Origin of the sequence: Paracoccus sp. MKU1 (assembly GCF_001447385.1) — a bacterium.
In the GTDB taxonomy this organism is placed as follows: Bacteria; Pseudomonadota; Alphaproteobacteria; order Rhodobacterales; family Rhodobacteraceae; genus Paracoccus.
Genome location: NZ_LLWQ01000205.1, coordinates 58502 through 73501 on the forward strand (window position 1 = coordinate 58502; position 15000 = coordinate 73501).

Sequence of the window (15000 nt, forward strand, 5' to 3'; positions counted from 1 at the left end):
CTTCATGTCGGATCCCTCTTGAACTCGGCTCAAGCAATACCAATCTGGCCGGGTGTGATAAATCAGCAACATCTCTACGGGTTGGCGCCGAGGAGAGAAAGGGATGGAAAAGAGAACCGAATTTAACATCTGGTACTGGATCGTCGCATTTTTTGCGGTGATCTTTATTCAGGATCTGATCGCCAGCTACCGCAGCATCGCGCCGATCAGCTATAGCCAATTCGAACAGTATCTGGCCGACGGCGACATCGCTTCGGTTGCGGTCGGGTCCGATACGATCACCGGCACCTTCGAAACTCCCATCGACGGCCGCTCTGGCTTCGTCACCACGATCGTCGATCCCGCAATTCTTGAACGGCTGGACGACGCGGATGTCGAGATCACCGGCGTTCCACAAAACACCTGGATCGGGGCGCTTCTCTCCTGGGTGGTGCCTGCGGTGGTCTTCTTCGGTCTCTGGATGTTCGTCTTTCGCAAGTTCGCCGAGCGTCAGGGTTTTGGGGGTTTCCTGCAGGTCGGCAAGAGCAAGGCCAAGGTCTACATGGAGAAGGAAACCGGCGTCAGCTTTGCCGATGTGGCCGGGGTCGACGAGGCCAAGGCCGAGCTGGAGGAAGTGGTCGATTTCCTGAAGACGCCCGAGGAATACGGCAAGCTCGGCGCCCGGATCCCGAAAGGCATCCTGCTGGTCGGCCCGCCGGGTACCGGCAAGACGCTTCTGGCGCGGGCCGTGGCGGGCGAGGCGGGCGTGACCTTCTTCTCGATCTCGGGCTCGGAATTCGTCGAGATGTTCGTGGGCGTCGGTGCCGCAAGGGTGCGCGACCTGTTCGAGCAGGCCCGCAAGAACGCACCGGCGATCATCTTCATCGACGAGCTCGACGCGCTCGGCCGCGCCCGCTCCTCCGGTCAGATGGCCGGCGGGCATGACGAGCGCGAACAGACGCTGAACCAGCTTCTCACTGAGCTGGACGGGTTCGACCCGTCGTCGGGGATCGTGCTGCTGGCGGCCACCAACCGGCCGGAAATCCTCGACCCGGCGCTGCTCAGGGCCGGGCGCTTCGACCGGCAGGTGCTGGTGGACAAGCCCGACAAGAAGGGCCGCATCCAGATCCTCGAGGTACACATGAAGAAGGTGACGCTCGCACCGGACGTGGATGCCGATAAGGTCGCCGCGCTGACCCCGGGCTTTTCCGGAGCGGACCTGGCAAATCTGGTCAATGAGGCGGCGCTATTGGCAACCCGCCGAAAGGCCGATGCGGTGACCATGGAAGACTTCAACAACGCGGTAGAGCGTATCGTCGCCGGGTTGGAAAAGCGCAATCGTGTTCTGAACGCGCGCGAGCGGGAAATCGTGGCGCATCACGAAATGGGGCATGCGCTGGTCGCGATGGCGCTGCCGGGGGTCGATCCGGTGCACAAGGTCTCGATCATCCCGCGCGGGATCGGTGCGCTCGGCTATACGATCCAGCGCCCGACCGAAGACCGCTTCCTGATGACCCGCGAGGAACTGGAGAACAAGATCGCCGTTCTTCTGGGCGGGCGTGCGGCCGAGAAGGTCATATACGATCACCTTTCGACCGGTGCCGCCGACGACCTGGTGAAGGCAACCGACATCGCCAGGGCCATGGTCGCGCGCTACGGCATGGACCCCGATCTGGGCCATGTCAGCTATGACACCGAGCGGCCCGGCTTCCTTGGCACGGGGGATCAATCGCCCTGGCTCAACCGCCGCCACAGCGAGGCTGTGGCCGAGCGGATGGATACCGCTGTCAAGGCGATCATCGACGACATCTTCGCGCGTACGGTCGCGCTTCTCGACGCGAACCGGGCGCTGCTGGAGGAAACGTCCCGAGATCTGCTCGACCGCGAGACGCTGGACGAGCCGGACCTTCGGGCCATCGCAGAAAAGGTCCGCACTCAGGAGGTCGAGGCGGCCTGAACACGGAGATCCAGTCCGGACGTTCCGGCTGGGAGCATGACGGAGGTGAAAATGGCAAACGGCATCTGTGATATCTGCAAATCCCGACCTGCCAGCTTTCGTGCGCAGGTCTCTGTCAACGGTGAACGCAAGGTGATGGAGCTTTGCGACGAGGACTACCGCAGGATCGCCCGACGGCAGGGGCGTAGCGCATCGCCACTGGAATCGCTTTTCGGAGGGCGCTCGCTCTTGGATGAATTCTTTGGCGATGCCGGTGGCCTTTTCGATCGGCTTGCCGAAGATCAGGGGCAACCCGTCCCTATCCGACAGGCGGGGCGCACCGCGCGGCGTGGCGGCATCAATATCGCTGACCGGCTGAGCGAACAGGCCAACCGGCTTTTGCAGGAGGCGGGCCAGAAGGCGCATGAATTCGGCCGGACCGAGGTTGATACGGAACACCTTCTGCTGGCGCTGACCGGCTCGGATGTTGTCCGCACGGTGCTGGGGCAGGTCAAGATTGACGCCGACGATCTGCGCCGCCAGATCGAGAGCGAAGCGAAGAAGGGCGACGCAACGGGGGAGGACCGTGAGATCGGCGTCAGCCCGCGGGTGAAGGATGCGCTGAACCGCGCCTTCATCGCCTCGAACGAGCTGGGCCATTCCTATGTCGGCCCCGAACACCTTCTGATCGGTCTCGCCGAAGAGGGCGAGGGCGTGGCGTCGAGCATCTTGAACCGGCTGGGCCTGACGCCGCAGGCGTTACGCCAGCAGGTGACAAAGGTCGTCGGTCAGGGGGCCGAGGAAGGCCGCGTCGAAACCCCGTCGAGCACGCCTGATCTGGATGAATACAGCCGCGATTTGACCAAGCTGGCGCGCGAGGGCAGGCTCGACCCGGTGATCGGCCGGGCGCGTGAAATCGAGACGACGATCGAGGTTCTGGCGCGGCGCAAGAAGAACAACCCGGTGCTGATCGGCGAACCGGGTGTCGGCAAGACCGCGATCATCGAGGGGCTGGCGCAGCGCATCGTCGCGGGCGAGGTGCCCGAGGCGCTGCGCGACAAACGGCTGGTCGAACTCAACATCAACTCGATGGTGGCCGGATCGAAATATCGCGGTGAGTTCGAGGAGCGGGTCCAGAAGATCCTCAAGGAGATCGAGGCCAACAAGGCCGACATGATCCTGTTCATCGACGAGATCCACACCATCGTCGGAGCCGGACAGGGCGGCGGCGAAGGCGGGCTCGACATCGCCAATACGTTCAAGCCGGCGCTGGCCCGCGGCGAGCTGAACCTGATCGGCGCGACCACCCTGAACGAGTACCAGAAATACATTGAGAAGGACGCCGCGCTGGAGCGCCGCTTCCAGCCGGTCTATGTCGATGAGCCGACGGTGGCGCAGACGATCATGATCCTGCGCGGCCTGCGCGACACGCTGGAAAGCCACCACAAGGTGACGATCACCGACGAGGCCATCGTCGCGGCGGCCGAGCTTTCCGACCGCTACGTCACTGGCCGCTTCATGCCCGATAAGGCCATCGACCTGATCGACCAGGCTGCCGCGCGCGTGAAGATCAGCGCTACCGCGCGTCCCGTCGATGTCCAGGAGCTCGAGGCTGAGGTCGCCCAGATCCGGCGCGAGCAGGACTACGCTGCGGGGAGGAAGCAGTTCGACCGTGCTGCTGAGCTCAAGAAAGAGCTTGAAGCCAAACAGGTCGAGCTTGACGAGTTGATGGAAACCTGGAAGCGCGACCGGGCCTCTGCGACGGCTGAAGTGCGCGCCGACCACGTGGCGCAGATCGTCTCGAAACTGACCGGCGTGCCGGTGAGCGAGCTGACGACAGAAGAGCGCGAAAAGCTGCTGAAACTCGAGGACAAGTTGCATGAGCGGGTAATCGGCCAGGAAGAGGCGATTCATGCCGTTGCCGATGCCGTGCGACTGGCGCGCGCCGGGCTGCGCGAGGGCTCCGGCCCGACCGCGACCTTCCTGTTCCTCGGCCCGACCGGCGTCGGCAAGACCGAGCTGGCCAAGACTCTGGCGGAGACGATCTTCGGTGATCAGGATGCGATGATCCGCATCGACATGTCCGAATATGGCGAACGTCACGCGGTCGCGCGGCTGGTTGGCGCCCCGCCGGGCTATGTCGGTTACGACGAGGGCGGCCAGTTAACGGAACGGGTCCGGCGCCGGCCCTATTCTGTCGTGCTGCTCGACGAGATCGAGAAGGCGCATGCGGATGTCTATAACATCCTGCTGCAGGTCTTCGACGATGGCCGCCTGACCGACGGCAAAGGCCGCGTGGTGGATTTCACCAACACCATCATTATCGCCACGTCGAACCTCGGCTCCGATATCATCCAGCGCAACCTTCGCAAGCGCGGAACCAAGGAGTTCGACGAGGCAGGGCAGAAGGCCGAACTGATGGACGTGTTGCGTGCCCATTTCCGGCCCGAGTTCATCAACCGGATCGACGAAATCATCGTCTTCCATTCTCTGAATCAGTCGGAAATCCGGCAGATCGTCGAGCTGCAGCTGGCCCGTGTCGCCCGGACGGCGCTGACCCAGGGGGTCGAGCTCGACTACGACGAAAGCGTTGCGGAGCATTTCGGAGCGGTGGGTTTCCGGCCAGAGTTCGGCGCCCGCGAGTTGCGACGGCTAATCCGGTCGGAACTGGAGACTGAGCTCGCCCGCGAGATGCTTTCCGGTCGGATCGAGGACGGCGACAAGGTGCGCGTCGCCTGGACCGCGGATGATCAGAAGATCACGTTCCAAAAGCTGGAGAGCGCAGAAGAAACCGAGGCCCTCGGCGAGCCCGGCAATGGCGATAGCGAAGAGGCCGAGCCTGCCGCCGAATGACGGCCCGTGCACCGGCGACGGTAACGCCGCCGGTGCCGCAATCCGAAGAGAGGTAAATCATGATGAAAGGACACAACCGCCCACCGTTTCGACCGAAGATCCCCGGAACTGACCTGGCATCTCCAGACCTGCCGACAGCGTTGATCTACAGGCCAGCTCGCTCGTCCCACACCTCCGCTCCAATCAGGCGGCAGCATTGGATACTCGAGTTTGAGCCGGCCCGGGCGCCGGCCATCGAGCCTCTTATGGGCTGGACCGCAACCGAAGATCCCTATCGTCCGATCCGCCTGACATTCCCTGATCTCGACAGCGCCATCGCCTTCGCGGAACGAAACGACTGGCAGTATATCGTGCGCCACGAGCCGGACAAACGTCGATCCGTGCCACCGCGCCGCTTCTGGTGGGAAACAGTGCCAACCAGCAAGGGAGCCGATGCTCCTGGCGCCCACCGCATCGAGACCGGCCACCGACCGAGTTCCCGGCAACGGCTTCACCGAGGCATCGACGCGGCCAGCGTTCGTGATCTCTCAGCGGAACTCGCGACGGCTGCAGACCCGGTCTGTGAAGCGAGTGCTGAGTCCTTCCCCGCGTCCGACCCACCGGCGTGGATCGGGGCGACTGTCTATGGAAGCGGGCGACGTTGATGCACGCCGACCAGGGGCTGTTGGAGGCCGCCGCGTTGCTCGCCATGATGGCTTTTTGCCATGTCGCGATCTGCGCACGGCTTGGCATCCCCGCACTGGTCGGTTTCCTGCTGTCCGGCATTGTGATCGGGCCGTCCGGTCTGGGGCTCATCGCCGAGGGTGCCACACTGACGCTTATCGGTGAGGTCGGGGTGATCCTGCTTCTCTTTGCGCTTGGTCTGGAATTCTCCCTCGACAAGCTCGTGTCGCTCCGTCGGCTGATCTTCGGACTCGGTCTGGCACAGGTACTCGTAACCGGAGGGTTGGTCACCGTCGGGCTGCTCGTCTTTACCGAGATCGCGCCGGCGGCGGCGGTCCTGATCGCTGGCGCGGTCGCGATGTCGTCGACCGCGCTTTGCCTCAAGGTCCTGGCGGGCGGCGATGCGCTCGGAACGCCTCAGGGACGGGTCGCGATCGCTGTTCTGCTGTTTCAGGATCTGGCGGCCGTCGGCTTTCTGGCGTTTCACGATGTCATCGCTGCGGCAGGAGTCGTGGAAAGCGCGCACGACGTCCTGAAGATGGTCGGGGGCATGGGCATGCTCGTCGCGGCGCTCTTCATCGCCCGGTCAACGCTTCAGCGGCTTGCCGGATGGGTCGCAACCCAGGGCGAGGCTGAACTCGCACAGCTCCTGGCCCTGACCGTTGCCTTGCTCGCGGCCATTATTGCGCAGGCTGCGGGTCTTTCGCCGGCGCTCGGTGCATTCGCTGCCGGCATGATGATCGCTGAGGGCGACGCCCGCCAGTTCGTTGAACGGGAAATCAGGCCGTTCCGGGATTTGTTCGTCGGGGTGTTCTTCATCGGTATCGGAGCTCAACTCCATATAGATGCGGTTTGGTCGACATGGCCAAGGGTGTTGGCATGGCTTTTTGTGCTCATGGTGGTGAAACTCGCGCTTGTTGTTGCCCTGACCCGCATGTTCGGAGAACAGCTCGAGACTGCGCTTCGCGCCGGCGCAATCCTGGCCCATGGCGGCGAATTCAGCTTGATGCTCATCTCTGTCACGACTGCCTCCGGCCTGTTGCAAGCCAAGATCGCCGATCCTCTGTTCCTCGCGTTGGGGCTGAGCATGCTGATTGGAGCGGTTGTGGTTCGTCGCGCAGCGTGAATGCGACCAACGCACACTCAGCACCTGCCTGCTTCGCGTCATATTTTTTGCGCGCCGGAGGGGGTTGAAACTCCAAAGTCGATTTCTAACTGAACTTTTCGCAGGGGTTCCCTGCTATCTGACATCGCTGTTTTGCGCAGGAGGTTTTGCCGGGCAAGGCCATCTCGCGTTCCGGAACCATGGTCCGGCGGATGGCAGTGATCTTGTATCACGACTGTCCGAATTCGAGATGCCAAATCCGGCGGTCATGCCCAGGCGGGGTGATCGTAGACGACCTTCTCGCATCCATTGTTGAGGCTTCGCTCAGAAGAGGAGGTTTTGCCGATGAAGATCGCACAGATCGCACCGCTGGAAGAAAGTTGCCCGCCGCGTCTCTATGGGGGAACAGAAAGGATCGTCTCCTATCTCACCGAAGAACTGGTCAGGCAGGGCCATGAAGTCACGCTGTTCGCCAGCGGCGACAGCCGGACCAAGGCCCACCTGGTCCCGTGCAGCAAGGAAGCGCTCCGGCTCGATCCGAACGTGAAGAACTCGCTGCCTTGGCATGTCGCCATGCTGGAGGAAGTCCGCTTGCGGGCCGATGAATTCGACGTGCTGCATTTTCACATCGACTTCCTGCACTATCCCATGGCGCGCGCATTCGCCGATCGCATGGTGACGACCATGCACGGCCGGCTCGACGGGCCTGATCTTCGCCCCTTCTATGCGACCTTCCCGAACTATCCGCTCGTTTCGATCTCGGACGACCAGCGCCGTCCGCTGCCCTTCGTGAACTGGGCAGGAACAGTTTATCACGGTCTTCCCAAGACTCTGCTGCCCTTCACCGAACGCCCGAACGGAGACTATCTTGCTTTCCTCGGACGGATTTCGCCGGAGAAACGCCCGGACCGCGCCATCGAAATTGCGGCGCGGGCGGAGATGCCACTGAAAATCGCCGCCAAGATAGGCGATGCGGATCGCAAGTATTGGGAAGAGATCATCGCGCCGATGGTCGACGCCCACGACAATGTCGAGTTCATCGGAGAGATCAACGAGAAGCAAAAGGCCGAATTCCTCGGGAACGCGCGGGCGCTGCTCTTCCCGGTCGACTGGCCCGAACCTTTCGGCTTAGTGATGATCGAGGCCATGGCCTGCGGCACGCCTGTAATCGCATGGGCGAATGGCTCAGTGCCTGAGATCGTGGAGCCAGGGCTGACCGGCTATGTCGTGCACTCGCTGGAGGACGCTGTCACGGCCGTCAGCAAGTTGGACCGTATCAGCAGAGGAATCGTGCGCGAGACGTTCGAAGAACGCTTCACCGCGGATCGCATGGCGCGCGACTATGTCGAAATCTATCGCGGGCTGCCGGGCGTCGAGGCTGTTTCGATGCCGCTCCCGCATATGCTCGGCGGCCATGGGGCCCATGTCCTGCATGCAGCGGAATGAGTGCGAAGGAGAGTAGGATGACCGAGGCGCTGCAACAAACGGGCTTGCGTGCGTCGCAACTGGTCGCGCCGCCGGCGCAATTCTTCATCCCGGCGGCAGCCTCCTTGCAGGAGCGGCGGCCACGAACCCTGAAGCACGGCGATACCTTCGCCGTGTTCGATCACAATGGCGATGTGCTTTCGGGGCCGGGTAGCCCCGAGGGCCTGTTCCATCGCGACACCAGGTATCTCTCGCATTACTATCTGACCATCGGGGGAGAGCGGCCCATGCTGCTCTCGTCCACATTGCGCGACGATAACGCCACGCTGACCTGCGATCTGACGAATCCCGATCTTTATGACGAAACCGGTCGCTGTCTGATTGCGCATGATCGCATCCACATGCGCCGGACGCGGTTTCTCTGGCAGGGCACGTGTTATGAGCGGCTGGCGGTACGCAATTTCGACGAGGCCCCACATGAGATTACCTTGGAAATCGCCTTTGAGGCCGATTTTGCGGATATTTTTGAGGTCCGTGGCCGGGTGCGGGCCCGCCGGGGAACGTCGCTCTTGCCGGAGGTGGATGGCTCGCACGTGCTCTTGTCGTACCGGGGGCTCGACCACAATCCACGTAGCACCGCTCTGCGTTTTGATCCTGCGCCTGCGCAGCTTGAGCCGGGGAAAGCCGTCTATCGTCTGAGCCTCGCCCCCGGCGAAACGCGTTCGCTCTTTATCGAGATCGGCTGCGACGTGAATGGGGCCGAGGATCCTCCGTCGCGCCTGTTTTTCCGCTCGTTGCGGGACGCGCGGCGCGCACTCAGACGTTCTTCTTCCCGCGCAGCCACGGTGCAAAGCTCCAACGAGATATTCAACGAGACCATGCGCCGTTCGGTCTCGGACCTCTACATGCTCATGACCGATACGGAGGAGGGGCCCTATCCCTATGCAGGCGTGCCCTGGTTCAGCACCGTGTTTGGGCGCGATGCACTGATCACCGCCTGGGAAATGCTCTGGCTCGACCCCGCGGTCGCGCGGGGCGTTCTGCTGCATCTTGCGGCCAACCAGGCGACGGAATTCGATCCGGCCACCGATGCCGAGCCGGGCAAGATCCTTCATGAGGTGCGTTATGGCGAAATGGCGGAAACCGGCGAAGTTCCGTTCCGGCGCTATTACGGCAGCGTGGATTCGACACCGCTGTTCGTGATGCTCGCCGGGGCGTATTTCGAACGCACCGGCAATCGGGTGGTGCTGGAAACACTCTGGCCGCATGTCCGTGCGGCGCTCGACTGGATCGAGACCTATGGCGATCGGGACGGCGACGGTTTCGTGGAATACGGGAGGCGCAGCGACAAGGGGCTCGCCAACCAGGGGTGGAAGGACAGTCATGATGCGGTGTTTCACGCCGATGGGACGCTGGCCAAGGGGCCGATCGCGCTATGCGAGGTACAGGGCTACGTCTATGCTGCCCGGCTGGCTGCGTCCGAGATCGCACGGGAACTCGGTCATGACGGGGTCGCGCAGGAGCAGGCGCAAAAGGCCACGGAACTCAAGTCCCGTTTTGACGCGGCGTTCTGGGACGATGAACTTGGGACCTATGTGCTCGCCCTCGATGGTGACAAACGGCCCTGCCGAGTACGCAGTTCGAACGCGGGCCATCTGCTCTGGACGGGAATCGTCCCGGAGGAGCGCGCCGAAACGGTCGTTCGAGCCCTGATGGGGCCGTCGTCTTTCTGCGGATGGGGAGTGCGGACCATTGCCGCGGGTCAGGCACGGTACAATCCGATGAGCTATCACAACGGCTCGGTCTGGCCGCATGACAATGCGCTGATCGGGGCGGGGCTGGCGCGCTACGGGTTCCGTGAACAGGCCGCGCGTATATTCGAGGGCATCTTCTCCGCCGCCACCTATATCGATCTGAGACGGTTGCCGGAGTTGTTCTGCGGCCTCCCGCGCCGCGAGACGCAAGGTCCCACCTTCTACCCAGTGGCCTGTACGCCGCAGGCCTGGGCGGCTGGAGCGCCGCTGTTGCTGCTTCAGGCCTGTCTCGGGCTGCGCTTCGACGCCGAGGCGCGGCAGGTGATCTTCGAGCAACCGATCCTCCCGGAGTTTCTGGGAGAGGTGGTCCTGCGCAATCTGCGCCTTGATGGTGGAACTGTCGATGTGACTCTGCGCCGGTCCGGCACCCACGTGGTTGCCGATGTTCTGCGTCGCGACGGACCGGTTCGGGTGATTGTGACCACCTGAAGGGACGGGCTGGCGCCATCGTCTGCGCCAGCCCGATTTCTGCTACTGCAGATCATCTTCTTCCTGATCGGCTTCGAGCAATTCGACCAGCCGGGCGATCCGGCCCGATGGGAACGGGCTATGGGCATCGACCTGCGCCTCGTCCGCCTCGACCCAGGCCTTGGCACGGGTCAGTTCGGAGGCATCCGCGCCGGTGCGCAGAATATCAGACAGAAGCGTGGGGTCCGTGCCGGGACCCAGGATACTTTTCACGTCGTTTTCGGTCATGATCTCCTCCTTTCGAATGCTACAAGGAAGCAAGAGAAATATAGGAGAGCTGTTCGTAGAAAAAAGTTTTCGAGCATCCTCTTGAAACCGTAAGGTGCTGTTCCAAATCACTTTATGCAGATCGCCCAGATGGGGATCGGCCATGAAGCGGGACATCGCTCCTGCGGTGCTCCCGATGTCTGTACCCATGTTGCTCAAAGGAGGATATGGCTATGGCAACGACACTTGATTTTGCACCTCTGTTCCGTTCGAGCGTTGGCTTCGACCGTATGCTCGACGCGCTCGAGACAGCCCGTCGAGTGGAGACGCTCGACAACTGGCCGCCTTATGACATCGTCAAGACCGGCGAGGACGACTATCGCATCGACATGGCGGTGGCGGGCTTTGCCGAAGACGATCTGATCCTGACCCAGGACAAGAACATGCTGATCGTGTCGGGCCGCAAGGAGACGCCCGAAGGTGATGGCGGTGCCAGCTATCTCTATCGTGGCATCGCCGGCCGGTCGTTTGAACGTCGGTTCGAACTGGCCGATCACGTCCGGGTCGAAGGGGCCACGCTGTCGAACGGCCTCCTGACCGTCCAGCTCAAGCGCGAGGTCCCCGAGGAACTCAAACCGCGTCGGATCGAGATCGCGTCTCCCGAGGCGACCGAAGGTCTTGAGACCAGGCAGCTCGAGACAGCTCCAGAGCCGGAACCTGTCGCGGCCTGAACCAGCTTGGACCCAGAACGGGACGTTCCGGCCGCTCGGGTCGCGGCCGGACGCCCTTCCTGCAATCTGGAGGCTAAGAGATGAACGTGATCAGCGGAGATTTCACAGCACAATCACATGTCTCGCCGATCCCGGCCCAGGCCGGTTCGCGACCAGACTGGGACTCTGCTCTGCCGGACGATGCGGTTGCCCGGATCTGGAAACCGTCGAAATCGGCGATGACCTCAGGGCGAGCGCGTACGAAGGCATGGAAGATGAGCTTTCCGCGCCGGACCGGTCCTTGGCTCGAGCCTTTGATGGGCTGGACGGGTGGGGACGACACGATCCAGCAGATCGACTTGAGCTTTCCGACGCTGGACGCCGCTATTCGCCATGCAAAGCGTCTGGGGGTGGCTTACGAGGTGCATCTGCCGGCAGGCGAAGCCGCGCGCAGTGCCGCCCGGGCATGGGACAGGCAGGCCGGGCTGTGGTCCGATGCCACGCTCTCTCGGCTCGGACTGTCGGAGATGCGGCAAACCTATCGTGACGCGATGGCCGGCGCAAAAGGGCGCGGCGATCCGAAAGGCGGCGATGATGGGCGTTCTCCCATCGAAGTTGCTTTGGACGCCAGTCTGTCGTTGGAGGCTCGCCGTTCTATCCTGATGAACTGGGCCTATACGGAGTATCTTCAGGATCTGGCCAGCACCGAAGGCATGCCGGAAAACCAGCGTGAATCGCAGCTTGCCGAGGTTGAACGAGCGCTGTTGGCGCTTGAAGCGGCGGTGGCCGCCGACGGCATGTATCCGCCTGTCGAGGCAGGGAGGGCGGCATGAATCCCTTCGTTGCAATCGATGCCCAGCAGGCGGTGCCTGATCGTTTCGCTCTGGTCCTCGCCGCGAGCGCCCGCAGCCGGGCGCTGAAGGCCGGGGCAGAACCTCGGGTCGAACCTAAACGGCAAGCCACCGAAGAGCTTGCCTTGGAAGAGATCGCGACCGGTGCGATTTCGCAGAAGGAACTGCTTCCCTTCCTGCCTGCGCCGGCGCCCAAGCGGCTGGCTCGGCCGCAGTGAATCCCTGGTGGAGAGAAAGGAGGTAACACCATGAGCAAGACCTGGACCACCAACTATGACAAGCTTGGCGACGGCATCAGCCTTCTTGCGGGCCTGGCCCTCGCTGGGTTGTCTTTCGCCGTCACGATGACCGACATCGCCTTCTGGAGCGCCCTGCTGACAGGCGGCCTGATCGCGGTGCTTGCCGCAATTGCGCTTTGGCGGCCGCATGAAGGGCTCGACTGGGCGCGTATGGTTGCGGGTGTCTGGGCTGCGATCAGCCCATGGGCTCTCGTAGCCGGCTTCACGCTCGGTATCGCACTCGCCCATGTGGCTCTCGGCGCGCTCGCGCTGGCCTTTCCCGCCTGGCGGCGCTGGAAGAACGACGGCGGTAGCTCGGCACTAACCGCCTAGTCCGGTTGCCGGCCCCAAGAGCGGGCCGGCAATACCCATTATTCGCCACAAGAAGTCTTGCGGAAGCTAGTTTTTGTCGGATGGTAGGAAGCTTCATCCGTCGTGAGGCGATCCCGCGGAGGGGATCGCAGCTTGCCGGCCCGAGATGCCACCGTGACCGCTGCAGTTTCGCGCGGACAGCCAAAGCGACATGCCCCGGCGCAGATATGTGCGGCGTTTATGAGCCGACGGCGCGCCGAATTGGTGATCGCACGACCACGCGCCACAAACGGTCATTCGAATGCCTGTGAGACGCCATGAAGATTATGGTATGCCTGTCCCACGATGGTAGCGAATGCGCCAGGGCGGGCTACCATGAGGCGCAACAGATACTCAGCGGTTTCCGAAACGGGCTTTGGCCTCGTCTGTCACCGGCATGTAGAGGCTGACCAGGTTTCCTTCCGGATCGCGCAGTTGGAAGGTCTGATTGCCCCAGGGCAACAGCTTTGGCGAGTGGACAACCTCAGTAAGCCCTTTCAGCCGTTCGAACTCCGCCTCCAGGTCGGCCACCTGCAGCTCGATGATCGCGGTGCGGTTGGCACCCGGCTCGGCCGACCCTGCCTGGAAAAGCGCGACGGTTTCAACGCTGCCAATCGCCAGGGTCGCGGATGGCGTCACGATCTCGGCAAAGACCGGGGCCAGCCAGTCGGCCTTCAGGCCGGTAAGCGTTTCGTAAAAGGCGACAAGGCCATTGATGTCGCGCGCGATAAGGCGAAGAGAGGCGAATTTCATACGGGTCTCCTGTTTGCCCGATCCGTGATCGGGGAAGACGCCTTGTAGAGGGGGCCTGCTGCCAGCATTGTGGCAACAGGAAACCAGGATGCGCAGCGCCGACCGCCTTTTTCAGATCATTCAGATCCTGCGCCGCAGCTCGCGGCCGGTGACGGCTGCGGCCATCGCGGGCGAGATCGAGGTGTCACGGCGCACGGTCTATCGGGATATTGCCGAGCTGATCGGCCAGAGGGTCCCGATCCAGGGCGAGGCGGGTCTGGGTTATGTGTTGGCGGACGACTACGAGATGCCGCCTCTGGCGCTGACACCGGAAGAGGCCGAGGCGCTCGCCCTTGGCGCGCAATGGGTCGCGCAGCATCCGGACCCGGCGCTTGCCCGGCTGGCGCAGGATGCCTTGTCGAAGATCCGCTTCGCCGTGCCCGAAGGCAGCCGTTTCGTGCTGGAGCAGCCGACGCTGGGCCTCCGTCCGGTCGACGCGGCGCCGGATGAAAGGCCGGATACGACGCTGGTACGCGATGCGCTTCGGCGGGGGCGCGTGCTTTCCTTCACCTACCGTTCACTTGAAGGCGCGGTGAGCCGGCGCAACGTCTGGCCCATCCTGCTGGGTTATGACGATACGCATTGCCTGCTGATCGCCTGGTGCGAGCAACGCGACGCGATCCGGCATTTCCGGCCCGAGCGCATGTCCGAGATCACGGTGCTGGAGCGAAAGCCGCCGCGGCGTCGCCATGACCTGCTTCGGATATGGCAGGAGACCAGACAAGGCGCACTTGCCGATCTGGCGGCCAGACGACCCGGCGGAACAGAGTGAGACGGGCGGCGACCCGCTCCGGCACATGGTGCCTAGATCGTCGATGTATCCAAGGTTGATACCTGCGCGCACGTCATGGCTGGCGGCTAGCGGTCGGCTTGATCGTAGTTTCGCCTGGATTCCTCGATGCGTGGCAGATTATCCCATATCCAGGCGTTGACCCTTTCCATGGCCCGCAACAATTCCGTGCCCATATCGGTCAATTCATATTCCACGCGGGGCGGCACTTCCGGAAAGTAATGCCGGATCACCAGACCGTCCCGTTCGAGATTGCGCAGGGTCAGCGTCAGCATACGCTGGGTGATCCCGTCGATCCCGGATTTGAGCGCCGAGAACCGAAGCCTTCGTCCGCTGGCGCGCGACAGATGCCAGATCACTTGAGCGGTCCATTTGTCGCCCAGCTTCGCGCAAATCCCATTGGACGGGTACGGTTCAAACGAACGCTCATCGTCTGCCTGGTTCCAGTTTTTGCTGACCATCATCTTCTCCAAAACTTACATCTTTGTGCCTGAGGCTCAGAACCCACATTCTCCAAGTAAGTCGCTGATTTCGCTGTCGTAATCGTGATATTTCGCATATAAATCATGGCGTTGACGGCTGCGAGGGGCGCGTTTCATGGATCACCTGGAGGGTGCGGGCTTGGCGCGGGGAGATCGGGTTGATTTCGACCGCCGTGTGCGTCTGGAGTTCCGTGGTGCGCAGATCAGTTCAGACGGTGGCCTGCTGGTGATGCGCGAGCTTGATGACGTGCTCGGCCTGTCCAATCTGGCGTCGGAGGCGCTGCGAGACAGCCGCA

15 protein-coding genes are annotated in these 15000 nt (G+C 62.7%); 12 read left to right on the forward strand and 3 right to left on the reverse strand.

Annotated features, from left to right (window positions below; translation table 11 throughout):
- The first annotated feature begins 103 nt into the window (after nucleotides 1-103).
- The 6 genes from ftsH (at nucleotide 104) to AQY21_RS20145 (ending at nucleotide 10204) form a co-directional block, all read left to right on the forward strand.
- Nucleotides 104-1936, forward strand: coding sequence for an ATP-dependent zinc metalloprotease FtsH (gene ftsH / locus AQY21_RS20125; protein WP_058099372.1), 1833 nt, complete (start codon nucleotides 104-106; stop codon nucleotides 1934-1936).
- A 51-nt stretch (nucleotides 1937-1987) separates the two neighbouring features.
- Nucleotides 1988-4768 (forward strand): ATP-dependent Clp protease ATP-binding subunit, encoded by a 2781-nt coding sequence (locus tag AQY21_RS20130; RefSeq protein ID WP_058099386.1) that lies wholly within the window; start codon nucleotides 1988-1990, stop codon nucleotides 4766-4768.
- Between the two features lie 62 nt (nucleotides 4769-4830).
- Entirely contained in the window at nucleotides 4831-5412 is a 582-nt protein-coding gene (locus AQY21_RS28060) for an NADH dehydrogenase ubiquinone Fe-S protein 4 (protein ID WP_238986845.1), read from the forward strand.
- Nucleotides 5412-6557 (forward strand): cation:proton antiporter, encoded by a 1146-nt coding sequence (locus AQY21_RS20135; RefSeq protein ID WP_058099373.1) that lies wholly within the window; start codon nucleotides 5412-5414, stop codon nucleotides 6555-6557. The genes AQY21_RS28060 and AQY21_RS20135 overlap by 1 nt, the downstream gene beginning before the upstream one ends.
- Nucleotides 6558-6881: 324 nt before the next feature.
- Nucleotides 6882-7982: a glycosyltransferase family 4 protein gene (locus tag AQY21_RS20140; protein WP_058099374.1), complete on the forward strand. Its 1101-nt coding sequence runs from the start codon at nucleotides 6882-6884 to the stop codon at nucleotides 7980-7982.
- A gap of 17 nt (nucleotides 7983-7999) precedes the next feature.
- Nucleotides 8000-10204, forward strand: coding sequence for an amylo-alpha-1,6-glucosidase (locus tag AQY21_RS20145; protein WP_058099375.1), 2205 nt, complete (start codon nucleotides 8000-8002; stop codon nucleotides 10202-10204).
- A 42-nt stretch (nucleotides 10205-10246) separates the two neighbouring features.
- Here the strand turns inward: AQY21_RS20145 and AQY21_RS20150 are convergent, their stop codons facing one another.
- Nucleotides 10247-10471, reverse strand: coding sequence for a hypothetical protein (locus tag AQY21_RS20150; protein ID WP_058099376.1), 225 nt, complete (start codon nucleotides 10469-10471; stop codon nucleotides 10247-10249).
- A gap of 212 nt (nucleotides 10472-10683) precedes the next feature.
- Between AQY21_RS20150 and AQY21_RS20155 the strand changes: the two genes are divergently transcribed.
- The 4 genes from AQY21_RS20155 (at nucleotide 10684) to AQY21_RS20170 (ending at nucleotide 12622) form a co-directional block, all read left to right on the forward strand.
- Nucleotides 10684-11181 (forward strand): Hsp20 family protein, encoded by a 498-nt coding sequence (locus AQY21_RS20155; RefSeq protein WP_058099377.1) that lies wholly within the window; start codon nucleotides 10684-10686, stop codon nucleotides 11179-11181.
- Nucleotides 11182-11261: 80 nt separating this feature from the next.
- The gene (locus AQY21_RS20160; RefSeq protein WP_065169968.1) at nucleotides 11262-11993 is read left to right on the forward strand and encodes an NADH dehydrogenase ubiquinone Fe-S protein 4; all 732 of its coding nucleotides are present in this window, start codon (nucleotides 11262-11264) and stop codon (nucleotides 11991-11993) included.
- Entirely contained in the window at nucleotides 11990-12229 is a 240-nt protein-coding gene (gene rpoZ / locus AQY21_RS20165) for a DNA-directed RNA polymerase subunit omega (protein ID WP_058099379.1), read from the forward strand. Before AQY21_RS20160 ends, rpoZ begins: the two co-directional genes overlap by 4 nt.
- A gap of 30 nt (nucleotides 12230-12259) precedes the next feature.
- Nucleotides 12260-12622 carry an SPW repeat protein gene (locus AQY21_RS20170; protein ID WP_058099380.1) on the forward strand — a complete coding sequence of 121 codons (363 nt, stop codon included), beginning with the start codon at nucleotides 12260-12262 and terminating at the stop codon, nucleotides 12620-12622.
- A gap of 372 nt (nucleotides 12623-12994) precedes the next feature.
- On the opposite strand, the gene AQY21_RS20175 is transcribed toward AQY21_RS20170, so the two are convergent.
- Nucleotides 12995-13393, reverse strand: a complete 399-nt coding sequence (locus AQY21_RS20175; RefSeq protein WP_058099381.1) for a VOC family protein — start codon at nucleotides 13391-13393, stop codon at nucleotides 12995-12997.
- Nucleotides 13394-13481: 88 nt separating this feature from the next.
- Here AQY21_RS20175 and AQY21_RS20180 point away from each other — a divergent pair, with 88 nt between their 5' ends.
- Nucleotides 13482-14204 (forward strand): YafY family protein, encoded by a 723-nt coding sequence (locus tag AQY21_RS20180; protein WP_058099382.1) that lies wholly within the window; start codon nucleotides 13482-13484, stop codon nucleotides 14202-14204.
- A gap of 86 nt (nucleotides 14205-14290) precedes the next feature.
- On the opposite strand, the gene AQY21_RS20185 is transcribed toward AQY21_RS20180, so the two are convergent.
- Entirely contained in the window at nucleotides 14291-14686 is a 396-nt protein-coding gene (locus tag AQY21_RS20185) for a helix-turn-helix domain-containing protein (RefSeq protein WP_058099387.1), read from the reverse strand.
- A 133-nt stretch (nucleotides 14687-14819) separates the two neighbouring features.
- On the opposite strand from AQY21_RS20185, the gene AQY21_RS20190 reads away from it, so the two are divergent.
- Nucleotides 14820-15000: transposase (locus AQY21_RS20190; RefSeq protein WP_203416589.1), on the forward strand; the 181-nt coding region annotated here is incomplete at its 3' end.